This window comes from Rhodococcus sp. NPDC059968, from assembly GCF_042738615.1.
Classification (GTDB): Bacteria; Actinomycetota; Actinomycetes; order Mycobacteriales; family Mycobacteriaceae; genus Rhodococcus_F.
This window is the reverse complement of record NZ_JBHWUE010000108.1, coordinates 1-24,198: the sequence shown is the minus strand read 5'-3', so window position 1 is coordinate 24,198 and position 24,198 is coordinate 1. Positions and strand designations below refer to the sequence as shown.

Here is a 24,198-nt window from a genome sequence, read left to right as displayed (position 1 = left end):
GAGCCGGTGGAGTTGTCCGGCACACAGTCCCACTCAGCTCACCTCGGCCGCCCAGGCGATCACCGCCTTCGACACCGGTTTGCCCGAACGCAGGGCATTCAGGACAGCGCCTCGTCTTCACGGTCGCTGACATCGACCACCACGCGGTCACCGCGGGGGGCGGGCCTCGAACATGACCATGACGCCGGCAAACCGATCCCTGTGCCGCGCGTATACGCGGCAAGCATGTCCTCGACGCGCGGATCGCCCGCGGCCCGATCTCGGGTGCGGTCGAACAGCGCCGCGAGGGGGACGCTCCCCGGGTGCCAGTCGTCAGCCCGCTACCGGGGCACTGCATCCAAGCTGATGACCGCGAACGTCTTTTCAACGCGAGATTGATGCGTGCTCAGAGATCGGTCGCGAGTCACTCCCAGGTGCCACCGCCACCACCGTGGGCCACGTCCGGGCATTTGCGGCTCGCGGCCGCTCTCCAGGACTGCCAATGACCAGCACCAGCCGGCAAGTTTCACGGGCCACCGCGGTGTTCGCGAGGGAGGGACGTTCCGTGCGCGCTCAAAGCGCAGCCCAGGAAAGTGCAGTTGCCGGTTGTCCTGCTTACCGCCGGCGGCGGGGTAGCCTTGCCCACCGTCTGCGCAGCTCCACAATTCGGTGGTAGGACGGGCGGTGACGCCATGCAGCCTCGATCAGCAGCCGGAGGCTAACGGTCTTGGTGATCGACTCCGGGACACGCATTGTGCCGAAAGAGTGTTGGGCAATCCCAGTAAAGTACCGATGGCGCACCCGGTCAGCCGCTGCCAATCCCCGATCTCCACGGCCGGCCAGAACGCGGTCAGGGTGGAGATCCCGCCAAACATCCTGGCCGGTCACAGCCAGGCGGGTAGGTGCTGCCGAGCACTACCTGCGATCACCTGCGGGTCTAGGATTTCTTGCATGTCACATGCTACTGGCGACCCGGGCGCCGCCGGTAAGCGCGGTGAACTCAAACGGGTTCTGGGGCCCGGGTTGCTACTCTTCTTCATTGTCGGCGACATTCTCGGGGCGGGGGTCTACGCGGTCACCGGAAGCATGATCGAGAACGTTGGCGGGATGGCCTGGCTTCCGTTTATTCTCGCGTTCATCATTGCAACGCTGACTGCCTTCTCCTACCTCGAACTTGTCACGAAATACCCCCAGGCCGCCGGCGCCGCCCTGTACGCGCACAAGGCTTTCGGCATCCAAATCGTCACGTTCATTGTTGCGTTCGCCGTCATCTGCTCGGGCATTACGAGTGCGTCGACGTCATCGAACGTGGTCGCAGGTAACCTACTAGCCGGGCTGCACGAAACATTCAGTGATGCAGAGGGAGTGGGCTGGTTCGACATTCCGACCGGGGATACCGCACAACTCGTCGTCGCGCTGCTCTTCATGAGCCTGCTCGCCGTGATCAACCTCCGTGGCGTCGGCGAATCTGTGAAGTTGAACGTGGTATTGACCCTCATCGAGATGACCGCGCTCGCAGTCGTCATCGTCATCGGCCTCGTCGCGGCCGGCAGCGGCAGCGCCGAAGGCGACATCGGGAATCTGGTGGTATTCGAGGACCCGAACGAGAAGGGATGGTTCCTCGCGGTCACGGTTGCGACCGCCATCGCCTTCTTCGCCATGGTCGGATTCGAGGACTCGGTGAACATGGTCGAGGAGACAAAGAACCCCGAACGCATCTTTCCCAAGATGATGCTCACCGGTCTCGGAGTCACCTGTTTGATCTACATCCTGGTCGTTGTTGCGGTCATCGCTGTGCTCCCATTGGACTACGACTCCGGAAGTGAGGGGATCCTGTTGCACGTGGTCCGGCTCGGGGCACCCGGGCTGCCGATCGATGAGATCTTTCCCTATCTGACGGTGTTCGCGGTCGCGAACACCGCACTCATCAACATGCTGATGGCGAGTCGACTGATCTACGGGCTGGCGAAGCAGCAGGTGCTCCCGGGTGTACTCGGGTCCGTCCTGCCGGCGCGCCGCTCGCCCTGGGCGGCCATCGTGTTCACGACAAGCATGACTCTTGTGCTCATCGTCGTGGTCAACCAGATGTCCGGGAATTCGGTGGTCGGCGCCCTGTCAGGGACGACCGGGCTGTTGTTGTTGTTCGTATTCGCGGTCGTGAACATCGCGTGCCTCGTGCTCAAACGGCGGGCGGACAAAACGTTCTTCCGCGCTCCCGTCTGGGTGCCGGTTGTCGCGGCGGTGCTATGTCTTTTCCTCGCCGGACCGTGGGCACGCACCGAGGAGCAGATGATCCAATACCGGATCGCCGGAGTGATGCTGGTCGTCGGCATCGTGCTGTGGGCGATCACCTTCGTGATCAACAAGCGCAGCGGGCTCGACACGAAATTCTCCGACATCGACCACCTGGCCGCGGACGAGGGAGCCTGATCCCGCCCATCGCTACGACCGGTAGAACGAAGTCCGATCCATTCGTCCCCTCCGTCGTTTCGTCGCCGGTCGCGACCGTGCCGTCCGAATCGTGCGAGCAGGTCGTACTCTTGCTCCTGCGACCGCCGCACCTCGCAATTCGTCGGCTCCGAAACCCGGGGGCTGATGTTCACCAAGGGCCACCGTGCTGTCCCACTCACTCCCGTCCCCGCGTGGGTCGGGGTCAGGCATGGATCGCCTTCCTCCCTCTGCTGCTGCTGATTTCGTGTACGGTGGGGCCTTCTCCGCGACGGGATGGGTCAACCGCGGTACCCAGCGTCGTACGTGGCGTCGATCTTGTCGGTCTCGAGATTCCCGACTTATGTTCGTGGGAGCGGTCCGTGGTCGGGTTAGCTGCCCGTAATGTGCCGTAGCAGAACGGAAGTGTTGACTCCTGAGCCTCTTGACACCCCATCCTGCGGGTTGACTACTTGAAGTCGGATTGTCCTCCGCGGATCCCCCATCACGACAGAGAAGGGAACCGTCCTCCATGATCGTCATCGGCATCGATCCCCACAAGTCCACCCACACCGCCACCGCGGTCGACCCCGTCACCAACACCGACCTCGGCTCCCTGCGCATCGACGCCACCCTCGCCGCCGGGCACGCGTACTACGACACAAAGATCGCCGAGGGCAAGAGCCCCCGCGCAGCGACCCGCAGCCTCAAACGGCACCTGTCCGATCACGTCTGGCGCATCATGCTCACCGACGAAAAACGCAGCCACCGGCAACACGAGAAAGAATCCGACAGGGCGGCTTGACAATAGAGAGGCACCGCCCGGGAACAACTGTCGACCACGTGCCTGGTCTCCCGGCGACACTCAGTCACATCGCCTGCCAGGCTCCGGCCACCGGGGGCCCATTGCTGTGCTGGTCGCAGTCACAATGGCGGTGGCGACCGGTAGACGCCTGCGATCCTGGATCAAGGCGATCTTCGCGATAGACTCGCAGACGGTGCAACCACCTTCGACTCGAAGGCGGCCGACGATGAGTTGATCGAAGTTGGCCGGTTCACCGTTTCAGATCTGGAAGCGGCCAAACAGTCCATCAGAGATGGACGCTGCGTTACTCGACGAGATCACCGACGGTACGAAACAGGCTGGCATACAACATCATCGAGTTCGCCGAGGTCATTGGTGAGCTCGTCGTCACCGACGAGTGGGACAGCATCGAGCCCTTCCAGGAAATTCTTCGAAGGCAATACGAAGATCGCCCAGTCACCGAGCGCGCAGGGGCCCAGGGCCCGCCTGCCATCGAGTTCCTCGAACCGATCGACGCGGCCGGCACGCTCTAACTAACCCTCCCCCGGAGGCGGCGTAGCCCTCCACTGCCATTCCCGACAGTTGGCTGCGCTCAACGTTTTTCTGGTCGATTATCCTGAGGTGGTCCGCCGTGGGATAGCGGCTCTTCTCACCGTGGACCCCGAACTGACCATGATCGGGGAACCGGCGACGTATTCGCGGGCGCGCCGGCTCGAACCCCGGCACTGATACCCGACGTTGCCGCGCTCGATGTCCGGCTGCCCGACGGCAACGGCATCGAACTGTGTCGTGAACTGCTCTCCGGGATGCCCGGCATGCGTTGCCTGATGCTGACGTCCTACACCGACGACCAGGCGATGCTCGACGCCATCCTCGCCGGGGCCAGCGGATATGTCGTCAAGGACATCCGCGGGATGGAACTGACCGGGGCAGTCCACGAGGTGGGTGCGGGCAAATCACTGCTCGACAGTCGTGCCGCCGCCCCGTGGATGGCGAAGCTCCACTCGGACGCACACGCGGAAGACGACCCTTTCGCGGGGCTCACCGACCAGGAACGGACACTCCTTGCTCTTGTGCCCGCTGCTCATCGTCCGCTAATGCGCTCGGCGCCGCACCCGGTTGTTGCGGCAGTGCGCGAGTTCGCGCAGTACATCCGTGACAGCGCCCGACGGCGGGGGATAACCCGCAGCGGGGCCCGAGGTCCGCGGCCTCCACGGTGAGCGCCGGATGTCACTGCGGCCGAGGACTTGCGACCCTTTTCCGGCACTCCCGGCCGAGGTTCGATGGAGACGCACGAGAGGCATGTGAAGAAAGAGATCGCAGCATCCGGCGACGACGGGAGTGGATGTGAACGGGGAACAGTGGTCGGTGAGCATCGTCATCGACGGGCACAAACCGGACGACGCGGACATGTCGGTGTCGGCGCGGGCCCGCCTACCGAGACCGGACGACACCGCACTCGAGGGCACCGGATCTGCGCGCCTCCATTCGACCCATTTCGACGTGGTGACGATCGGCAAGCAGCTCGCCGTCGCCCGCGCACTGGCCGACCTCTCACACCAGTTGTTCGAATCGGCCTCCAAGTACGAGGCGATCACCCGCAGCGCTCTGCGGCTTCGACATCGAACGTCAGCGGCGGCTCCCCCGCGTGTGTGGTCCCCGGCGACTCATGCGTCACCCGGGCGGCAACGTAGTCCGTCACGTCGGTGAGGGTGACGAGCCTTCCGTAGTCGGCCTCCGGTATGTCGATCCCGAAGGTCGAATGCAGCCTGACGAGGAAGTCCAGCCAATCCAGCGAATCGAGATCCACCTGATCCCGAACCGGATGGTCCGCGACCACGTCGCCGCCCTCGACTTCGGGTGCGACGTCCCTGCGGTGCACGCGTCGACCGCGACGGCCGGGTCGAGGTCGAGGGCGCCTACGGTGGTGCGCAGGGTTTGGATCCCATCGAGTGCGAGCAGGTGATGGCGAGTCCGCTCGAGACGCAACGATCGTTGGTCGGGCGCCCCCTGCCTGAAGGTGACAGGCCGGGCTCGCCGCATGGTCTGTAAGCATTTTGGCCGACACTGGCCACGAACCGCATGCCCAGACCGTAAAATTGTCAGCCTCGTTGTTGATCCGTGTCGGCCAGATCGGACATATTATGCACTTCCGGCACATCACTATCAGTGGTGAACCGGGAAGCGGGAAGAGTTCCGTCGGGCGAGAGCTTGCGCGGATTTGCGGCATGGATATTGTCAGCACTGGCGCACTACAGCGAGAATTGGCAGCTTCGCTGGGCGTATCAATTGTGGATGTCAACAAGAGAGCTGAACTTGATCAGTCGATTGATTTGCGTATAGATAGTATTCTGCAGAGGAAGGGCGCGCAGACTACTGCATTGATATTCGATTCTCGACTGGCTTGGCATTTTGTTCCAAATGCATTCAAACTACATCTCATCATAGACCCGACTGTGGCCGCTGAGAGATTGCACCGGACTCGCGAATCAAATGTCGAAAGTTACACGTCCGTGGAACATGCTGCGCAGGATGCGCGTACTAGAAGTTCGAGTGAACGTTCGCGTTTTAGGGATAAGTACGGCGTCGATATCTTCAGGCTGAGGAACTACGACCTGGTGATTGACACTTCTGACGCACCGTTGGACACGGTCGTATCCGAAGTTCTTCAGGTAGTGAACGGCCCGCCGACGGATGGCCTCCAGCTGCGGGCGAGCCCACGCCGTGTTATCCCAACAATCGAACCAGTCCGGGAATTGGCTGCGATTGAGTCCGGTGCCGCACCGGCGTGGGAGCAACCTGTTGTCGGATACAGCTCGCCGGAAGTATTTGCGCTGCGGGGGCACGATGCTCTTAGCAGAGCGCTGATCGCAAAGCAGGTGTTGGTGCCAGCTTTGCTTGAGAGCGAAGGCGGAGAAGAGGTCACCGCCGGGATTACTGCGGATGAGTTTTTATTCACGGAAGCGCAGCGAAAGTGGATGTACGATTGGGAGCATATTCACGGATTTCGTTTTCCCTTATATCCAGACACGGCTGACCAGGTAGGGCGTAAATAAGCAGGTTGTGTCATTGGAAAACATCGGGCAGCGAATGATCCACCCACCCCGCCCGGCACCCGCCCACTTCATCTGTCAGCTATTTTTTTCAGCCATACATCTGCGGGCGCAGGCCCTGGCCTTGTTTCCGCCCCGCGGAGCCCACCGCGTGCGACAAACAGAACGACGCGCAGATCTCGGGCTGGATGGGCCTCGAATTCAGGTCCCGCCGCACAGGGTCGACGTCGACGGACAGACCATACTCGAAATCTCGAGAGGCATTCCTGCTGGGTTGGCAGGTTATCCATATCCTTGGCTGCACTACCAGCGGACTCCACAACCCGGCGGAACACAAACGAGAATCAAAAGGGCAGAAGATCATTGGCCATATTCCGGGCGCGGAACCGCTCTCCTGTGGTCCTCCCTCCCCTCAGCCAGGCCTGGCGACCCGGAGACACCCGGCGACACCCGGCGACACCCGGCGACACCCGGAGCAGGAACATACCCCTCCCCGCGCCGCCGTACGACCCGTAGGGCGGCGAGCAGCGCAACGTCCCAGCAACGGGACCTGGACTACCTCGGCCTCAGCCCCGAACGAAGGCACGCGAGAACCTCCCGAACGCTGGCCCCGCGGGTCCACGACCAGCTCCATCAAAAGGGCGACCGCACGTCGGTGAATGTGCACAACGGTCACCGTTGACATCGTCGGAAGAGTAGGGACTGGCAAGGCCGCGGGTGGACCTCCGCCCCAAAGGCGACGACCATGGATCTCAGGACACGCCCTCCCACCGTGCCACCACCCGCCCAGAAGGTAGGGAACAACATGGCTGCCGACCGTCCGATCGTCGTCGGAACAGACGGATCACCGTCATCACTGCAGGCAGTGTCGTGGGCCGCGAAGGAAGCGGCACTGCGGAACTCTCCGTTGACGGTGCTCACCACGATGCTCCGTCCGGGCGTCTACGGCGCACCCGTCGGCCTTCCCGCCAGCTTCTTCGAAGAAGAGGAACTCGAAGCCAAGAAGAGGTTGGCCAGGGCCGCCGAGGTCGCAGCCGACGCGGTACCCGAACCCGGTCACTCGCTCGAAATCCACACCGTCCTCGGCACCGAGACACCCGCCGGTGAACTCCTCGAGCATGCGAAAACTGCGCGCATGGTCGTCGTCGGTGCGAACCGGCAAGGAATCATCGAAAGGATGTTCCTGGGCTCGGTCAGCTCGGCCGTCGCCACCCACGCACACCGCCCCGTCGCCGTCATCCACGGCCTGCCCGACACCGACATCACCGACCTCTCAGGACCCGTCGTCGTCGGCGTCGACGGATCCGCGCACACTGAACCAGTCGTCTCCATGGCATTCGAGGAAGCCGCACTGCGGCAGACCGAACTCGTGGCCGTCCACGCCTGGTCCGACGTCAACATCCCCTTCGCCTTCGAGGACGGCGACCCCGTGTGGGTGCAGATCGTCAAGGACGAAACAGCCCAGTTGTGGGAGTACCTCGCCGGCCACGCCGAGAAATACCCGGACGTGACGGTCCGCCCGGTCGTCGTCATGGACGAACCCGCACGCGGCCTGCGTGAGGAAGCCGAGAATGCGCAGCTGCTCGTCGTCGGCAGCCGCGGGCGGGGCGGGTTCGCGAGCATGCTGTTGGGATCGACCACCAGGACGTTGATGAACTCGGTCAACCGCCCACTCCTCATCGTCCGGTAGCCACCCCGGCACGGCCCATTGCCGGACGAGTTTCGAGGGGAGTGGTGGTGGTGTTCGAAAAGTTCACCGACCAGGCACGCAGAGCAGTTGTCTTGGCCTCCGACGCAGCCCGGACACACCACCACGATTATCTCGGCACCGAGCACCTGCTGCTCGGGGTCCTCGAAGCCGGCGGTGTCGCGGCGACATCACTGACCTCGTGGGGTATCTCCACCGACGTCATCAACAGCAAGCTCGCCGACATCGGCCCACGCGTGCCCGACCCGGCCGGGCACATCCCCTTCACCCCACACGCCAAAAAGGTGCTCGACAGAGTCTGCGCGACACATCGTTGCTCGGCCACGATGGCATCGGCACCGAACACCTCCTGCTCGCTCTCATCGACAACAGGTCATCGGCCGGCGCACAGATCCTCGACGAAGCCGGGCCCGCGAGTTTGGACAGGCTGCGGGAACACGTTCTTCGTCAGGTCGCCGAAGACCGCCGCGAACCCGCTGGGCCGGGCCCGACCCACATCACCACCGTGCGGTTGACCGACGCCGAGCACACCCTGTGCGCAGCCGCGGCCGCCGAGGCGGGCCAACGCCTCGACAGATGGATGCGCGACCGCATCCTCGACGCCGCACGCACCCGACGCCCCACCCGGCAAACCGATACCGAATAGAACCGGCGACGCACCCCCAGCAAGAGCGACTCGACGTTGCTGGCGCACTTCGACCGCGCCCCTCCGTCGTAGCAATCGTCAATCGCCGCAGGTGGAGTGAATCGTCCCCCGAGCGGCTCTGTGTCGGCGCACCATGCGAGTCTGCCCTCCCACCACCGAGACAGCGCCTGCTCATGAGCGGTGGCGCGGGGAACTTCGACCCCAGTTATGCCTAGCGCGGTGTAGTTCTTGTCGACGAGCTCGGCGAACACCCTGGGACCACGATCGGGCCATCTCGAGGTCCCTTCGATCAGTACGTTCTCGCCCCCGTCCAGGCACTCCCTACGAATCTGGTCGATGAGGGCGGTGGATTCGTCATGTACCAGCGCCGCCAACTCTCGGGGCAACCGGGCGCCGTCCGCCAGCACGGTGTCGAGGAGGTCGTCGTAGATGCCGTCGGTTAGTGCCTGTTCGATCAGAAAGTCTTTCACGACGTCCGCGTCCAGAGGACGTAGTCGTATAGTTCGGCGACATGTTCGCGTAGCAAAGTGCTCTTGCCGGCGCCAGGTGCACCTGCCGTGAGAACCGCAGAACGCGCTTCACGCGGCGGTGTCTCACGAGACCGATACTGCTCAACGACGTTCTTGCGGAACGACCGATGCGAAAGCGATGCCGCATAGCGGATATTGCTGTTCGTCGGAGACTTCGTGTCCAGCGGGCCCCGCTTGCCGACATGCCGGCGAGCTGCGCGGCGACTCCACCGCGCAATGAATCCGATTTGATCACGCAGACAACGCCATCGCCCGAGTGCGTCCTTGTTCCACTCCACGAGCCGGCCGAGCTCATCCTCGGTCAGATGTCCGCGGTAACAAGCGCGTTCAACCTCATCCCAGCTACCCGGCCCATATGCATCAGTCGATATCCCACCGCTCACGGGAACACGACCGAACGTGTAACCCCAGTTGAGGAGAGCGTCCATCATCTCGTCGTCGGTGATGCCTCCAGCAGTACGGCGATCGATGACTTCAGTCGGTGTCCGATCGAGGAGCACCGGGTTCTCCAAAACCAGTGCGCAGCATGCGATGAATCGTAGGCTGCAAGATCCCGATGTGCCCACGGATCACGCGCTGCGCAATGTGGACAGTGTTCGCCTCGACTACGGCTCGGAGGAGATCGAGTTCCGGGATCCTGCGACGTGCAGCAGCAACGTCGAGCGCGGCAACCGCTCGGTCTCGATCGATCGTGTCCATCATCAACACCTCCTCTGATTCACAATGAATCACCCCACCGCGGGGGATCCGTAACGCGCTGTTCACGCCCACACACGGTCGATCAGGGGTATAGCTTCGGCATCAGCGATCAGCGCTCGGGAAGGTCCCATAACGAGCGAACTTCGACGAGGATGTGACCTGCACCCCGGGAGCGTTCGCCGGCCGGGCGGCCGGAGAGGGTGTCGATGTTCGTCCTGGTACGTCATGCGCATGCAGGTAAGAAGCAGAGGTGGCGCGGCCCCGATGCCGACCGCCCGCTGAGCACGCTCGGTCATCGGCAGGCACGCGGCCTTGTCGCTGCGCTGAGCGGCATCGAGGTACGGGCCCTGTGGTCCAGTCCAGCGCTACGGTGCCGTCAGACCCTGATGCCTCTCGCCGCGGCGCGCGGGCTGCGTATCGACATTCACCCGATACTGGCAATGGGCGCACCGACCGACGAACTCTTCGCCCTGCTCAGTACGCCGGGTGTCGACGGGGCCGTTTTCTGTACCCATCGGGAGGTGCTCGACGCCCTGGCAGAGTTCGCGCGGACGCAAGGATCGACATGCGTGCCGCGGGCGGCGACTACCGCGAAAGGCGGAGCCTGGGTCGTCGACCGCACCGCCGATCCGGCCGAAACGCTGCGCTATATCGCGCCCGCTGATGGCTAGGTCGCGGAAGCACGGCCTCTCAATCGAATAGTCGCGGGCCATCGCGCCCCCGCGGAAGCACCCGCCGGTACGGGAACGCAGCATCAGCTGCTCAACCATGATGTATCCGGGCGGGCTGGAATCGTCTCGGCGGTGCGACGGGCCCGCGATGAGTTGGGGAGTGACTGGAATGGCTCTGCCTTTACGACGTTCCCCCGGCCCGGTAGACAGACCGCGCCCGTTTCGTGAGTTCGAGGATCTCTAGGGGCGGGGATGGATCGGCTCGGGCAGTCGGTGATCGGTGGTTCTTCCTGCGCCTGGCTACCCCCGGCCGACGTCACCGAGGACGACGACGCCGATGTCGTCGAGATCGAGCTGCCCGGGGTGAATCGACGTCGAGCTCAATGGCAACGAACTGGTGGTGACCGGGAGCTGAAGGAGCGCGAGCGCAAAGGCCTGCTTCGTCGGCGTACCCGTCGGGTCGGGTCGGGGAGTCCGAGTATCGCGTCACGCTGCCGGGCGAGCTTCGGGAGAACGGAAACGAGGCTTCGTTGTCCAGTGGAGTGCTGACCGTGCGGTGCAAAGCGGAACGCGCACAAACCAGGAAGATCGAGGTCACCGAGGCGGGCGCCAGGTAGAACACCGAACTCGGGCCCCAGTTCTCGTTGCCGATCGTTGGCGGAGGACCGATCCGGCTCATGTCCTCCGCGTGCCTCGAGTGCGATCAGTCCAGACTTCGGCGAGGTCAGGAGTAGGTGGACACGTGGCGCCTCGAGTCCTGCAGCTGATTGAAGGTGGACTCCCCTACTTCCTGTACGCGTTTGTAGGGTGACCGGCAATCGAAGGTTTTCGGGGACACGGATTGGCCCCCCACGCGGCCTGTTTGCGCACAATGAGTGGGTGGGCCCCGCGCACGAACGACCGATAGCACCGATGTTGGCGACCCTCGGTTCCCCGCCGGTCGGGGATGGTTGGGCGTTCGAAATGAAATGGGATGGCCAACGAATGGTGGCCTCTACCAGAGGGAATGCTCCGATCTTGTGGAGCCGGAACGGCCACGATGTCAGCGAATCCTATCCGGAGCTGGTCGAGGCACTGAGCACGGCGCTCGCCGGTAGGCCGACGGTCGTGGACGGCGAGATAGTGGCCCTCGACGCCACCGGCAAACCGTCCTTCCGCCGCCTGCAGCATCGAATGCATGTGGTGAAACCGACTGCGGAACTTCGCAGGACAACGCCTGCCACCTACTACGTCTTCGACCTCCTGGTCCTCGACGGCGCGGAAATCATGTCCCTTCCCTACCTCGACCGCCGCACAGCTCTCACAGATCTCGAACTGGATGGGCCTCGTATTCAGGTCCCGCCGCACTGGGTCGACGTCGACGGACAGACCATGCTCGATGTCGCGAGAGAACAATCCCTCGAGGGTGTCGTGGCCAAACGGGTGGAGTCGACGTACCGCCCGGGGATCCGTTCACCGTCCTGGGTGAAAACGCCTCTGCGCAAGAACACCGAGGCCATCATCGCAGGCTGGGTGCCCGGCACCGGCATGCACCACAACGCCGTCGGCTCACTGATCCTCGGCGCACACGACGACACCGGCGCCCTCGTCTACATCGGGCATGTTGGAACCGGCTTCACGGCGGCCATGCGCCGCAAGCTCCGAGACCAACTCGCAGAACTCGAACGCCCCACCAGCCCATTCGACGTTCCCCCACCGCGATCCATCGCACGCGGCGCGCACTGGGTCGAACCGCTCCTCGTCGGCGACGTCGAATACCGCGAATACACCGGTGAAGGGCTCCGGCATCCCAGCTGGAAGGGACTGCGCGACGACAAATCAGCCGACGAGGTGGGTCTCCCCGGCCGCCATTGACCAGGCGGAACGGGAGAAGCCAGGCGCGCTTGGAACGTGCATCTACACCCTGGCAGAGTCCGGTGCCGTCAGCGCGCCCCTCGGCAAATGGTCGCTCGAAGCGACTCCGGATGGTGGCACCCGGGGCATTTTGGCCGAACAGCGTCGACCTGAGCCTCCTGTTTCAGGAACTTGCCTCGCCCCGCTCCCCTCCTTGTTCCGGAGGGGAGCGCTGCTTGGCGCGGGTCGCCGGCGGCGAGGCCGGTAGCGGAGTGTGCTGCGGTCGGGGATTGTCGGGTTGATCGCTGCTCCTGCGTCACGCGGCTTCGAGTGGCGGGGTCAGCTGACGGGCCATCCTGGTGTCCGGCCGAATTCGTTCCATTCGCGATCCCATTGCTGCATCCGGCGCCGTGAATTCATCCATCGAATGCAGAACAGCAAGAGGAAGGCACCGCTCGCGGCGGCGGCCCACACGCAAAGTGCTGCGCTCACCGCGACGGTGGCGTTTTCCTGCCCAGTCCTCGGCTCGGCCGTGAGGTTGCCGTTCGAGTCGATCCACACGTCGATGGTGTCGCCCGACTTCGCGTCCGGTGGCGTCGGCACATCACCCGAGCGCGGGGTGCCGTCCGGTGCGGTCCAGTGCGCCGACGCACGGTTCTGGGGTTCCCGGGAGCTGGTACGTGTGTCTGCCACCGATCCGGGCCGCGGGTCGGCGACGAGAACGGCAGCCTGTCGGTGGCTGCGCTGGCGGTCTGCGTGGGATTGTTCGCTCAGGCCCGTGTATGTCGCTGTCCCGAAGGCGGCCGCGAACGGCACCATGATCAGTACGAACACGGTCGCGAGAAGAGCCGCGGCGGCATCGACGCGGTCGCAGCGTCGCATGAGTGGGTTTCGGCTCCACGGTGCCATTCGCCACCAGCGCAGCGGGAGTGCCTGATTCGTGTCCATCGTGTACCTCCTCCGTTGGCTCGGTTCCGAGTCTTCCGCGGAGACCGCGCCCGACGTAGGGAACAAGGTCATCGACACTCGTTGCTTGTCGGAGGACTTCAGTCCTCTGCGTCCTTCGCACACGATGAGCGGGTACGGCACGGTAGGCGTAGCAGCGCCGCGCTCGTCGAACCGAGGGTCATTCCCTGAAGCCGCCCCCTGGTTCCGATGACAATCGGACTGGGCATCGCCCACGCCCATCATGTGGCGCCACCCGCCGATGATCCGGTGGCGCCCGTACCGAACGAAATGCGCGGTGCCGGGACGAAGTCCTCGCAGACCCGAGTGTTCACAGGCGAGAAGACCAGCGTCCATCGAACGAGTGACCTTCGACCCTGCGCGTCTCAACGGGGTTATCGGGATCGTGGTACCGAGCCGGCACGACCGTGCGAACGTGGCAAAGGAGGGCACGAGATGGCCGAAAACCATGGACCGCAGACCTGGGGTCAGGGCGCAACGTACACGCGAGACGACGACCCGGTGGGCAGTCACCGCCACTTTTCCTGGTCGCCCGAACGTGTGGGCCGGAGAGCGAAGACTGGAATCACGACGTCGATGCGGCGGGAGCGGGAAGACAAGTACGACGTGAGCCTCGACTTCGTGGTACCGGACCTCGACGACCTGGTTCCGGCCGGAGGCCGGGTGGAGCGGGACACCGTCACCCTCGACAGCGTGTACTACGACACCGCCGACCGGGATTTGCTGAGCCAGCACCTGACGCTGCGGCGCCGATCCGGGGATGTGGACGCCGGCTGGCACCTGAAGGTGCCCGCGGGCACGGCGCGCACCGAGATCCGGCTGCCGATCACCGAGGGTGAATCGGTGCCCGACGAGTTAGCGACGCTGGTCGTCGGTGTGGCACTCGGCAAACCCGTGCGGCGGGTGGCCGAAATCTCCACCACCCGACACCGGCACCGCCTACTCGACGCGGACGGCAACCTGTTGGCGGAGGTCGCCGACGATACGGTGCAGGCCACCGCGACCGCCGGCGACGAGGGAGCCGTCGCCAGCCAGTGGCGCGAAGTGGAGGTCGAGCTCGGCGACCGCGGTGACGACAAGCTCCTGCGGGCGATCGGCACACGGTTGACCCGTAGCGGTGCGCACCCGTCGCGGTATGCGTCGAAGCTTGTCCGGGCGCTGACGCCGGACCGCGGTCGCGCGGACGCCAGCGAAGGCGACGGCGGGGATGCCGGTGTGGAGACTGTCCGAAAGCTTCTGACCGACTACCTCGAGCAACACGCCCAGGCGATCGTCGCCGGTGACGTGTGGCTGCGCCGCGGGCTGGACCCGATCCATTCCACCAGGGTCGGTATCCGGCGGTTCCGCAGTACCCTGCGCGTGTTCCAGAAGGTTCTCGACCCGGCCGCGCGGTCGCACCTCGATGAGGAACTGTCCTGGTACGCCGGGGTACTCGGTGAGGTCCGTGACCGGCAGGTCCAGCGCGCCCGGTTCGCCAAGGCGGTCGCCGACCTGCCGAGGGAGCTGGTGATGGGCCCGGTCGCCGCCCGCATCGACAACGACCTGCTTGCCGAGCAGCGCCGGTATCAGGACGAGGTGATGGCGACCCTCGACACGGGCCGCTACCGTGCGCTGCTCGCCAGCCTGGCCCAGTGGCGCACGGCGCCTCCGCTGACCGACGAGGCCTCATCCGGTTCCCGGGTGCTCGAGAAGGCGGCGCGGAAGGCGTGGAAGAAGGCCGACAAGAGGCTGGCCGCCGCCCTCGACGACGGCGGGGATGAGGCCCTCCACCGGGCACGGAAGGCCGCGAAGCGGGCCCGTTACGCCGCCGAGCTCACCATGCCGATCCTCGGTAGGAAGAAGAGCAGAAAGAAGGTGGCGAAGTACAAGAAAATCCAGGAGGTACTCGGTGAGCACCAGGACAGCGTGGTGGCCCGCGGCGTCCTCCGCGCGCTCGGCGCCCGCGCCGGGGCCACCGAGGGCGAGAACGGATTCACCTTCGGACTGCTCTACGGACTCGAGCTGCAGGCCGCCCAACGCGCCCGCGACGAAGCCGAAACACTCGCCACCTGACCAGCGCGACGGATGGCCGGGACGAGTTCGGCGGTCGGCCACGTCGGATGGCTAGCCGGTGGCTAGCCGGGCCGGATCACGCATGTCGTCGAGGGTGACCACTGACAGGGGTCGTTCTCTGACCATCTCGAGCAGTTGGGGGCCCGGCTCGTCGTCGTGGAAAGCCACGGCCACACTCGGCTCGCCGGATCCCTTCAGGGATCGACGAGCCAGAACCTCCTGCACCATGCCCTCGGCCCTGGTCATGATCTGCCGCCCGCCCCGCTAGTTGCGACAGACGGTGTTTCCCCCGAGATCCGCTCTTTGGGGCAGGGCGAGGGACCCGATGGTGGTCCGTCCACACGCGGACGGGGTGATCACGCCGACGGGGTGGGGCGCCCCGGTCGACGGCCGGGAAGAGTCGAAGATGAGGGGACCATGTCGCGGCGGCCAGGAAGTCCTCCACGGGGTCGGCGGCGACCACGGGATCGGACGTCATCGCATCGTGTCGGGCGCCGCGACGACCGCGGTCATGGGCCGCATAGCCCGGCAGCATCCCGATTCGCCCGCCCCCGCCGGCGGCCCCCGTGACCAACATCTCCACCATCGTTCTCGCCGTCGCCATCACCAGGGTCGTCAATGTCGAGGTCTCGTCCCGGCTCGCGCGCGTCCTCGGCGGCGCCGCAATGATGATCGCCCGCAGAGACTGTATTCTGCTCCTCCGGCAGCGCGGGCGAACCCCGGAGGGCGGTGACGGCCAGGAGCAGCATCTGTCGGCTGGGCTGCTGGACCGGCCGATCTCGATCCCGGCGACCCTCTCGCTGGCAGGACTACTGCTGCTTCTTCTCGTCGTCACCCGAGGCGCGGGCGACGTCTTGGTGGCGGCGGCGCGGCCGCGGCGGCCGCGGCGGGCGGGCTGGCCGTCGCACATTCCGCGGCCCTTGCTGCAGCCTCGGCCACCGGAGAGTCGTCGTCGGTCGACGCCGCAACGATGGCGGCGACGGTTTTAGATCGAAGATCTCGACGCGAGCACCGAGCTTCTATTCTTCCCGAACACCGGGTCGGCCACCGACCGACCTCGGGCTCGCGCCGAAGCGAGAAAGCACTCAGGTGCGGGCGTAGTGCTCGATGTCTTCATCGAACGCCTGCAGCATTTCCGGGGTCAGCGTGGGTCGAACCGTCGCGATCACGTCGAGATAGTCCTGGGTGCTGGCATGGCAGCGCACGCCCGAATCGACGCTGCATTCGAACGTCGCCTGCGCGACCATGCGCGCCGCGTGGGCGACATCCGCGGGGGTATAGCCCTCGGTCGCCGCGACGAGCGCGGCAACATCGACCTGCTCGTTACCCAAATAGCGCTCCCACAGGGCATACCGGGCCTCGGAATCGGGTGCACCGATCGGGAGAACGTAGTCGAACCGCCCGTGCCGCAGGAACGCCTCGTCCAGCTCGCGCACGGAATTGGTCGCACACACCAACAGGCGACCCGCACGCTCGCGGAACCGGACGATGGATTTCAACAGTTCGTTGACCACGCCCACCGTGGTCGAGCCAGGTCGGCGGCGGGCTGCCACCTCTTCGACCTCGTCGATGAAGACCACGACACGGTCGAGTTCGGACAACGACGCGAACGCCTCCCCGATTCCTGCGGCAAGTCCTCTCTCGCTCGACGCGAGGCGGGAGGGAAACAACTCCACGAACGGCCACCCGAGCCGGCTCGCGGTGGCGCGCGCAAACGTGGTCTTCCCCGTCCCGGGTGGACCGAACAACACGACAGCCCGCGGTGGTATCACCCCGTGCTCGGCCGCCAGGGCGGGCTTTGACAGCGGCAGCACGATCCGCCGTTCGATGAGCGACTTCTCCCGGGTCATGCCCGCCACCTGTTTCCACAAACCCGCAGGCGGAACGCCGCCACCGAGTTCGGTGAGCACCCCGGCAGTGCGCGGCGAGACCGTCTCGACCTTCTCGTAGTGCGTGATCCCCGTCCGGGGTTCGAAACCCGAATTGGTCAGCGCCCTCGCCCCGGTCTCACCCTCGGGCAGAAGCGCCGTGATGCGCCGCACCCCCTTCGATAGCAGGCGGAACTCGAGCTCGGACAGCAGCGCGCTGCCGAGGCCTCGTCCCCGCCACTCGGGGTCGAGGGAGATCCGCATGATCCATGCGCGGTCGTCGTCGACGCGACTGACTGCCGACCCGACCATGCGCCCGCCCGCGACCGCGACGACGGCCGGGTGACGGTTCAGCAGGCTGCCCACCACGTCCGACATCGCGAACACCGGAGGCTGGTCGGTGGTTGAGGAACTCGCGTCCATGCGGACGACGGCTTCGAGATCCTCCGGCGCGAAATCGCGGATTCTCCAGGCGTCCATGCGGCACTCCCAATCCGTATGATGCGGGCGGCCGAAAGACCACAGCCTACCCGCGGTGTCCGCGTGGCCGATCGACGTCAGCGAACCTGGTGACAGGTCCGCCGCAACCGGCCGGTGCCATCGCTGCAGACATCGCAGCGTGTCGGCACCCAACTCGCAGAACTCGAACACCCCACCGGCGCAACCGACTCTCCCACCGCGATCCATCGCATATCGCATGTGGCCGCACTGGTTCGCACCGCGCCTCGTCGGCGACGTCAAGTATCGCGCAGACATCGGGAAGAAGCTCCGGCGTCCAAGCTAGAAACGGACGACCACAACGACAAATCAGCCGACGAGGTGGGTCTCCCCGGCCGCCATTGACCATGAAGAACGTGCGAAGCCGCCGATGCCATCCCGCGCCTGCGGCTCCGCACCCTTCCCAGGAGCGACCCCACTCCCCTCCTTGTTCCGGAGGGGAGCGCTGCTTGGCGCGGGTCGCCGGCGGCGGGGCCGGTAGCGGAGTCCATCCCCGCGCGGAAGCCGGGAGCGGTGGTGGCGAGCCGAGCCGATCGGTGTTCACCAGCGTGAGCAGGACAACGGCCTGCGGCGTGAGCGCGTCGGCGAGGATGCCCTCCGAATCGGCTACGAACAGGCCGAACTCGTGCCAGGGCCACACCTCGCACCCACTCGGCTCCGAAACCGTGGGACCGATGTTCGCCAATGTCATCGTGCTCACCCCACTCACTCCCTCCCCGTGCGGGTCGGGGTCAGGCGTGGATCGCCTTCTTCTCTCCGCTGCCGCTGATTTCGATCCTGCGCGGCTTGGCCTTTTCCGCGACGGGGATGGTCAACCGCAGTACCCCGGCGTCGTACGTGGCCTCGACCTTGTCGGTGTCGAGATTCTCACCCAGGAACAACTGCCGGCGGAACACACCCCGCGGCCGCTCGGACGCGAGCATCTCCTGACTCTCGTCGCGAGCGGGTCGCTCGGCATGCACCGTCAACACGTTGCGTTCGACGTCGAGGTTCAGGGAATCGACGTCCACCCCGGGCAGATCGAACTCGACGATGACTCGATCATCCTCACGCCAGGCATCCATCGGCATCACCGCCGGTCGTGCCGTGGTTCCGAGGATCTGCTGAGTCAACCGGTCGAGGTCGCGGAACGGATCCGTGCGCATCAACATTGTTTCCACCTCCAGAAACCTCTCTGTTTGTCACAGCATCTACAGCTCACGCTGTAGATTTGTTATAACGTTTGACATAGAATATGACAAGGGTCATGGCGAAAAAATTCCCCGACCCGGCACCCGCAACTCCCCCGCTCTTGCTGACATCACCGCGAGCCCCGTCGTGCGACCCGATGCCGGGCTCGGCGGGCACCGCGTGGCGAACCTTGCCCGTGGTGGCGATACACCGCCGTACGGTTCGAGCATGTGTTGGTGGTGCGGGTCCACGGTCCGCCGCGCCCCGGGAGGGCGAGCTTCTGGCCGGTTACCCGTCGCGGACGTCGTGGTCGTCGCCGAAGGGGACCACGAAGGCTTGCTCGAGCCAGTCGGCAACGGGCGCGTCCCAGGCATGGTCGGTGCCGGCGGAGGACAGTGGATCGTCGACGGTGCCGACCGGCTGCGCCTGCTCGAGCCGGTCGGCTTCGGGCGCATCCCTGGGCACCGGTACGCGGGAAGCCGGTTCGGGGGCGAGCAGGCCGCCGGCGGTGTCGAGGGTATGTGTCTGCTCGAGCCAGTCGGCCTCGGGCACGACATCGAAGGGGCGGGTGTTCATTCCGTGGTCCTTTCTGCTCCGATCAGGGCGGTGTCGGTGCCGAGACGTGTCGTTGTCCGCGGCAAGGCGGTGATGTCTAGCCGCGCCGGAAGTCGAAATCCCCCGGGCCCGCGGAGAGGTGTTTCGCGTCGAGCTCGACGTCGCCGTCATCAGCGAAGACGAGTCGGCCGTCGTCGAGCACGATCGCCCACCGGCGGACCGGCGCCCGGCCCCCGCCGAGTTGGTCCCGAACGGCGGGCTCATCCGCGTAGTCCTCGATCACCACGCCACGAACCGGGTGCCGATACCTGGAACCGGTACCGGTACGGACCACGACACGCGATCCCACCACCACCGCCTCACCCCCGGATTCACGTGTCATACCTGGCATACCGATCAGGTGTGCCGCGGGCCCGCCGGAAAGGTGTGCGCCTGTCGTCGAGGTGCTCACGCGCGAATGTCCTGCTCTCGTATCGGTGGATCCAGCTGCGCCGGAGTCGTTCTCGTTCGTCGCGGCCAGATCATGAGTGCTGCGCGGCGACACCCGAGGATGAGCGACGCTCTCACCATCGCGGCCGTTGAAGACCGGCTTGTTCCACCAGCGCAGCGGGAGTGCATGATTCGTGTTCATCATTACCTCCTCCGATCACTCGGTTTTGAGTCTTCCGCGAGGACTGCAACCGGCGTAGGGCACAAGGTCATCGACACCCGTTGCTTGTCCGAGGGACTTCAGACCTCCACCTCCAACCCCGCGCACGATCAGCGAGGCTACGGCACGGTATGTAGCAGTGCACGCTCGTCGAACCGACAGTCATTCCCTCGAAGCCCCCTCTCCTGCTTCCGACGACAATCGGACTGGGCTTCGTCCGCGCGCAGCAACATGGTGCTGCACGCCGATGATCCGGTCGTGAACGAAATGCGCGGCGAGTGATATGACGGGACGAAGTCCTCGCAGACCCGAATAGTGTTCGCAGGCGAGAAGACCAGCGTCAATCGAACGAGTGACCTTCGACTCTGCCCGTCTCAGCGGGGGCTATCGGATCGTGGTGACGGCCCGGCATGACCGTGTGGGCGTGGCAAAGACCGTGTGGGCGTGGCAAAGGAGGACACGATGGTCGAAGACCATGGACAGCCGACCTGGCGTCAGGACGCAGCATCAGCCCGAGACGACGATCCCGGGGACGTGAAGTATCTACGCCCCCTGGGTCTGGTATTTGCCCTGCTGTCGGGCGCCGTCGTCGCCGGCTTGGTCGTAGGTCTCGGGGCGTGGCTCGCGACGCCGCTAGTGGGAGTGTCCGCAGCGGCGACACTCATCGGCACCGCATGCCTTGCAGTAGCAATGGTGTGATGCCGCCTCGCCCCAGTTCGACGAAAGCCCGGGCACTTCGCTCGTCACGCAGCCCGGCCCCGTACTGGTCCCGAGTACCAAATCCGGCACATAAGTGGACTGGTTGCGGTGCGGCGATAATCGAAGTGTGGCTACCCGCTTACCCGCGTCACCGACCCCGGCAAAGAAGGTCAATAGTCGGAGAGTTGCTCCCGGAATCGGGCGTCCGGAACAGGCCCCCTGTCCGTCCGGGGGCGACCGAGAGAGCCCGGAGGGGCCTCTCCCCGTCGCCCGGCAGACTCCGCCCTGACGTTGAGCGCACACGCCCGCATGAGGTGTTACTGATGCTGAGCTCGACGACGAAGTCAACTCCCCCGCCTGTTTGTATCGGTCGGCAGCGTAATCTGTGACGCGGGGACTGGAGGTTTCCGCATGATCAAGGTCTTTCTCGTAGACGATCACGAGGTCGTGCGCCGCGGCATAGCGGATCTCCTCACCGCCGATCCTGATCTGACAGTAATAGGCGAGGCCGCGTCCTACGCGCAGGCGATGGCGAGGGCGCCTGCCCTTCGGCCCGATGTCGCTGTCCTCGACGTACGGCTTCCCGATGGGAATGGCATCGAGCTGTGCCGCGAGTTACACGCGCGGATGCCCCAGTTGCGATGCCTCATCTTGACCTCGTTCACCGATGAGCAAGCCATGCTCGACGCCATCCTCGCCGGTGCGAGCGGGTACGTCGTCAAGGACATCCGGGGCATGGAATTGGCGGCGGCAGTACACGATGTCGGGGCGGGCAAGTCCCTGCTCGACAGTAGAGCCGCCGCCGCTCTGATGGAAAAGTTGCGCGCGACCTCGAGCGAAGGGAAGGGGCCATTTGGCCACCTGACCAATCAGGAGCGGACACTACTCGCGCTCCTCGGCGAGGGGCTGACCAACCGCCAGATAGCGGAGCGGATGTTTCTCGCCGAGAAAACAGTGAAGAACTATGTGTCACGGCTACTGGCCAAACTCGGTGTCGAGCGCCGAACCCAAGCCGCCGTCCTGGCCGCGAAGATGCCGCCGCCTCGCGCCGAGTCGTAAGCGCCTCCGGTGACCCGGCAACCAGACGAGCACGATCGCCCGCCACTCCTCGGCAGCCTCTCCGAGCTTCGACTCCGCGAGCTCCTGACCGAAGTGCAGGATCGCGTCGAGCAGATCGTGGACGCACGAGACCACGTCGACGGCCTGCTCGACGCCGTGCTCTCGGTGATCTCGGGACTCGATCTCGACAACACACTGCGCACGATCGTCCATGCCGCCATCAACCTGGTCGACGCCCGCTACGGTGCACTCGGGGTCCTCGGCCCGGACGGCGAGTTGAGCGAGTTCGTGTTCGAGGGCATCGACGACGAGACACGCGCCCGCATCGGGGAACTTCCGCGGGGGCGAGGCTTGATCGGATACCTCATTACCAACCCGAAGCCGATGCGGCTCGACGATCTCTCCGTCCATCCCGCCTCGGCGGGATTCCCACCCCACCACCCACCGATGAAGACCTTCCTCGGTGTCCCCATCCAGACGCGCGACAAGGTCTTCGGAAATCTGTATCTCACCGAGAAGGCGAACCGGCGGCCCTTCAACGACGACGACGAGGTGATCCTCCGCGCGTTGGCTGCCGCGGCGGGAATCGCGATCGAGAACGCCAGGTTGTACGACGAGTCACGAACGAGGCAGGCCTGGCTCGAGGCCACTCGTGAAATCGCCACGGAATTGCTCGCCGGCAGTGACACCACCGACGTGTTGCAGGTGATAACGGACGACGCACTCGCCCTCACCGCAGCGGACAGCGCCTTCCTCGCCGTCCCCGAAGATCCCGACACTCCGTCGCACGAGGTCACCGAACTCGTCGTGACGGCATCCGCCGGCACGGTACCCGGCCGCCTCCTCGGCAGAACCATCCCACTGGAGGGGTCGACGTCTGGTCAGGCATTTCGCCACAGAACTCCGCTGCGCGTCACCGAGCTGGCGTTCGACCCCGGCTTCGAACCGGCCACGCCCTTCGGCCCGGCCCTGGTCCTGCCCCTCCGCGCGGCCCAATCGGTGACCGGGGTGCTGGTAGCACTGCGCAACGCCGACGCCGCACCGTTCACCGGCGAACAGTTGGCATTGATGTCCGGCTTTGCGGATCAAGCGGCCGTCGCCCTCCAGCTCGCCCACAGCCAGCGGCGGATGCGCGAGCTCGACGTGCTGTCCGACCGCGATCGCATTGCGCGTGACCTTCACGATCACGTGATCCAACGGCTCTTCGCGGTCGGACTGTCCCTCCAGAGCACCCTGCAGCGGGCGAAGTCGCCGGAAGTCAAACAGCGGTTGGGGCAATCGGTGGACGATCTCCACGACATCGTGCGCGACATTCGTACTGCGATCTTCGATCTTCACTCTGGTGCGTATGGAACGACCCAACTTCGACGCCGGCTTCACGAAATCATCGCCGAGGTCACCGCCGACTCCGGGTTGCGCACCACCGTCCACATGTCTGGTCCGCTGGCCGTGATCGACGCCGCGCTGGCCGACCATGCAGAAGCTGTGCTTCGAGAAGCTCTGAGCAATACGGTCCGCCACGCTGCCGCCGGCACGATCACGGTCAGCATCTCCGTCTACGACGATCTCGTCATCGAGGTCGCGGACGACGGCACCGGCATTCCCGAGAACGTCGCGAGAAGTGGACTCCACAACCTGGCCACCCGCGCACGCGAATCCAATGGGCAGTGCACCATTGGCACTACTCCGGGCGGCGGAACCACCCTCCGGTGGTCCGCCCCCCTCCCCTGAACCGACGCACGAGCCAGCCATGACATCCTCCTCGGCCACACGGGGTGTGCCCCTCGCGGCTACTGCGCCAGTGACGGCGCCGAACTACAGACTCGAGTGCACTGGACTTGAGTACCTTTTCCAGAGGACGGCGCGTCAAGACTAGTAGCGTGTCGCTGCTTAATTCTGTCCTGTTTCGGTTAGGTTGGGGCGGCAGACTTCCCCTTCCCCTCTGCCGGTCAGGACGGTTGTCATGCCTTCGCAGAAGAAGCGTCCGGTGACGTTGAGCTCGGCTGATCGTGAGTTCTTGGAACGGTTGACCACGACCGGCGTGCATCCGGCCTCGATGATCCGACGGGCCCGGGTGTTGCTGGCGCTGGACACCTCGGTCGGGGTGGTGGATGAGAAGAAGGTGATCGCAGCACGGTTGGGAGTCTCGGGTGAGACGGTGCGACTGGTGGCCAAGCGGTTCGCCGAAACCGGTCAGGACGTGGAAGCCACGATCGGGCGCAAGCAGCGCGACCTCCCACCGGTGCCGTCGCAGATCACCGGCGAGATCGAGGCCAGGTTGATTGCGTTGGCGTGCACACAGCCCCCGGCGGGACATGCCCGGTGGTCGCT

At 65.2% G+C, this 24,198-nt stretch carries 22 protein-coding genes and 4 pseudogenes; 18 read left to right on the top strand and 8 right to left on the bottom strand.

What is annotated here, in order from left to right; all coding sequences use genetic code 11:
- The first annotated feature begins 930 nt into the window (after nucleotides 1-930).
- From ACFWAY_RS45005 to ACFWAY_RS44990, 4 genes and pseudogenes are all read left to right on the top strand, one after another.
- Nucleotides 931-2,409, top strand: a complete 1,479-nt coding sequence (locus tag ACFWAY_RS45005; RefSeq protein WP_378515108.1) for an APC family permease — start codon at nucleotides 931-933, stop codon at nucleotides 2,407-2,409.
- A gap of 529 nt (nucleotides 2,410-2,938) precedes the next feature.
- Nucleotides 2,939-3,211: a hypothetical protein gene (locus ACFWAY_RS45000; RefSeq protein WP_378515120.1), complete on the top strand. Its 273-nt coding sequence runs from the start codon at nucleotides 2,939-2,941 to the stop codon at nucleotides 3,209-3,211.
- A 582-nt stretch (nucleotides 3,212-3,793) separates the two neighbouring features.
- Nucleotides 3,794-4,431 (top strand): annotated as a pseudogene (locus ACFWAY_RS44995) (response regulator transcription factor).
- A 190-nt stretch (nucleotides 4,432-4,621) separates the two neighbouring features.
- Nucleotides 4,622-4,921, top strand: coding sequence for a dsRBD fold-containing protein (locus tag ACFWAY_RS44990; RefSeq protein WP_378515117.1), 300 nt, complete (start codon nucleotides 4,622-4,624; stop codon nucleotides 4,919-4,921).
- Here ACFWAY_RS44990 and ACFWAY_RS44985 read toward each other — a convergent pair.
- Entirely contained in the window at nucleotides 4,806-5,093 is a 288-nt protein-coding gene (locus ACFWAY_RS44985; RefSeq protein WP_378515107.1) for an acyl carrier protein, read from the bottom strand. The two genes, ACFWAY_RS44990 and ACFWAY_RS44985, sit on opposite strands and share 116 nt — an antisense overlap.
- A gap of 262 nt (nucleotides 5,094-5,355) precedes the next feature.
- Between ACFWAY_RS44985 and ACFWAY_RS44980 the strand changes: the two genes are divergently transcribed.
- The 4 genes and pseudogenes from ACFWAY_RS44980 to ACFWAY_RS44965 all read left to right on the top strand — a co-directional run bounded on the left by ACFWAY_RS44980 (nucleotide 5,356) and on the right by ACFWAY_RS44965 (nucleotide 8,618).
- Nucleotides 5,356-6,267 (top strand): cytidylate kinase family protein, encoded by a 912-nt coding sequence (locus tag ACFWAY_RS44980; RefSeq protein WP_378515116.1) that lies wholly within the window; start codon nucleotides 5,356-5,358, stop codon nucleotides 6,265-6,267.
- An 802-nt stretch (nucleotides 6,268-7,069) separates the two neighbouring features.
- Nucleotides 7,070-7,954, top strand: coding sequence for a universal stress protein (locus ACFWAY_RS44975; protein ID WP_378515106.1), 885 nt, complete (start codon nucleotides 7,070-7,072; stop codon nucleotides 7,952-7,954).
- Nucleotides 7,955-7,995: 41 nt separating this feature from the next.
- Nucleotides 7,996-8,130, top strand: a pseudogene (locus tag ACFWAY_RS44970) (Clp protease N-terminal domain-containing protein); the annotation flags it as partial.
- 155 nt (nucleotides 8,131-8,285) lie between these two features.
- Complete coding sequence (locus ACFWAY_RS44965) at nucleotides 8,286-8,618, top strand: Clp protease N-terminal domain-containing protein (protein WP_378515115.1); 333 nt, start codon at nucleotides 8,286-8,288, stop codon at nucleotides 8,616-8,618.
- A gap of 50 nt (nucleotides 8,619-8,668) precedes the next feature.
- Here the strand turns inward: ACFWAY_RS44965 and ACFWAY_RS44960 are convergent.
- Both ACFWAY_RS44960 and ACFWAY_RS44955 read right to left on the bottom strand, forming a co-directional pair.
- A pseudogene (locus tag ACFWAY_RS44960) lies at nucleotides 8,669-9,025 on the bottom strand (zeta toxin family protein); the annotation flags it as partial.
- Nucleotides 9,026-9,084: 59 nt separating this feature from the next.
- Nucleotides 9,085-9,648, bottom strand: coding sequence for a hypothetical protein (locus ACFWAY_RS44955; protein ID WP_378515105.1), 564 nt, complete (start codon nucleotides 9,646-9,648; stop codon nucleotides 9,085-9,087).
- A 58-nt stretch (nucleotides 9,649-9,706) separates the two neighbouring features.
- On the opposite strand from ACFWAY_RS44955, the gene ACFWAY_RS44950 reads away from it, so the two are divergent.
- From ACFWAY_RS44950 to ligD, 3 genes are all read left to right on the top strand, one after another.
- Entirely contained in the window at nucleotides 9,707-9,865 is a 159-nt protein-coding gene (locus ACFWAY_RS44950) for a hypothetical protein (RefSeq protein WP_378515104.1), read from the top strand.
- 188 nt (nucleotides 9,866-10,053) lie between these two features.
- Nucleotides 10,054-10,518, top strand: coding sequence for a SixA phosphatase family protein (locus ACFWAY_RS44945; RefSeq protein WP_378515103.1), 465 nt, complete (start codon nucleotides 10,054-10,056; stop codon nucleotides 10,516-10,518).
- Between the two features lie 912 nt (nucleotides 10,519-11,430).
- A complete protein-coding gene (gene ligD, locus ACFWAY_RS44940) occupies nucleotides 11,431-12,372 on the top strand; it encodes a non-homologous end-joining DNA ligase (RefSeq protein ID WP_378515102.1) in 942 nt (313 codons plus the stop codon).
- A 318-nt stretch (nucleotides 12,373-12,690) separates the two neighbouring features.
- Here ligD and ACFWAY_RS44935 read toward each other — a convergent pair whose 3' ends face one another.
- Nucleotides 12,691-13,299 (bottom strand): hypothetical protein, encoded by a 609-nt coding sequence (locus tag ACFWAY_RS44935; RefSeq protein ID WP_378515101.1) that lies wholly within the window; start codon nucleotides 13,297-13,299, stop codon nucleotides 12,691-12,693.
- A gap of 594 nt (nucleotides 13,300-13,893) precedes the next feature.
- Here ACFWAY_RS44935 and ACFWAY_RS44930 point away from each other — a divergent pair.
- The 3 genes and pseudogenes from ACFWAY_RS44930 to ACFWAY_RS44920 all read left to right on the top strand — a co-directional run bounded on the left by ACFWAY_RS44930 (nucleotide 13,894) and on the right by ACFWAY_RS44920 (nucleotide 16,358).
- The gene (locus ACFWAY_RS44930; protein WP_378515114.1) at nucleotides 13,894-15,369 is read left to right on the top strand and encodes a CHAD domain-containing protein; all 1,476 of its coding nucleotides are present in this window, start codon (nucleotides 13,894-13,896) and stop codon (nucleotides 15,367-15,369) included.
- 141 nt (nucleotides 15,370-15,510) lie between these two features.
- Nucleotides 15,511-15,637 (top strand): annotated as a pseudogene (locus ACFWAY_RS44925) (universal stress protein); the annotation flags it as partial.
- Between the two features lie 298 nt (nucleotides 15,638-15,935).
- On the top strand, nucleotides 15,936-16,358 hold the full coding sequence (locus ACFWAY_RS44920) for a hypothetical protein (protein WP_378515100.1): 423 nt from the start codon (nucleotides 15,936-15,938) through the stop codon (nucleotides 16,356-16,358).
- A gap of 96 nt (nucleotides 16,359-16,454) precedes the next feature.
- Here ACFWAY_RS44920 and ACFWAY_RS44915 read toward each other — a convergent pair whose 3' ends face one another.
- The 4 genes from ACFWAY_RS44915 to ACFWAY_RS44900 form a co-directional block, all read right to left on the bottom strand.
- On the bottom strand, nucleotides 16,455-17,717 hold the full coding sequence (locus tag ACFWAY_RS44915) for an ATP-binding protein (RefSeq protein WP_378515099.1): 1,263 nt from the start codon (nucleotides 17,715-17,717) through the stop codon (nucleotides 16,455-16,457).
- Nucleotides 17,718-18,466: 749 nt separating this feature from the next.
- Nucleotides 18,467-18,886 (bottom strand): Hsp20/alpha crystallin family protein, encoded by a 420-nt coding sequence (locus ACFWAY_RS44910; protein ID WP_378515098.1) that lies wholly within the window; start codon nucleotides 18,884-18,886, stop codon nucleotides 18,467-18,469.
- 307 nt (nucleotides 18,887-19,193) lie between these two features.
- Nucleotides 19,194-19,481 (bottom strand): hypothetical protein, encoded by a 288-nt coding sequence (locus ACFWAY_RS44905; protein WP_378515097.1) that lies wholly within the window; start codon nucleotides 19,479-19,481, stop codon nucleotides 19,194-19,196.
- A 76-nt stretch (nucleotides 19,482-19,557) separates the two neighbouring features.
- Nucleotides 19,558-20,091 carry a hypothetical protein gene (locus ACFWAY_RS44900; RefSeq protein WP_378515096.1) on the bottom strand — a complete coding sequence of 178 codons (534 nt, stop codon included), beginning with the start codon at nucleotides 20,089-20,091 and terminating at the stop codon, nucleotides 19,558-19,560.
- Nucleotides 20,092-20,571: 480 nt separating this feature from the next.
- Here ACFWAY_RS44900 and ACFWAY_RS44895 point away from each other — a divergent pair, with 480 nt between their 5' ends.
- The 4 genes from ACFWAY_RS44895 to ACFWAY_RS44880 form a co-directional block, all read left to right on the top strand.
- On the top strand, nucleotides 20,572-20,808 hold the full coding sequence (locus tag ACFWAY_RS44895; protein WP_378515095.1) for a universal stress protein: 237 nt from the start codon (nucleotides 20,572-20,574) through the stop codon (nucleotides 20,806-20,808).
- Nucleotides 20,809-21,219: 411 nt separating this feature from the next.
- Nucleotides 21,220-21,867 (top strand): response regulator, encoded by a 648-nt coding sequence (locus ACFWAY_RS44890; RefSeq protein WP_378515094.1) that lies wholly within the window; start codon nucleotides 21,220-21,222, stop codon nucleotides 21,865-21,867.
- A 9-nt stretch (nucleotides 21,868-21,876) separates the two neighbouring features.
- Nucleotides 21,877-23,598, top strand: a complete 1,722-nt coding sequence (locus ACFWAY_RS44885) for a GAF domain-containing protein (protein ID WP_378515093.1) — start codon at nucleotides 21,877-21,879, stop codon at nucleotides 23,596-23,598.
- Between the two features lie 232 nt (nucleotides 23,599-23,830).
- Nucleotides 23,831-24,198, top strand: a 368-nt coding sequence (locus ACFWAY_RS44880; protein ID WP_378515092.1) for a helix-turn-helix domain-containing protein, incomplete at its 3' end; no start/stop codon positions are given.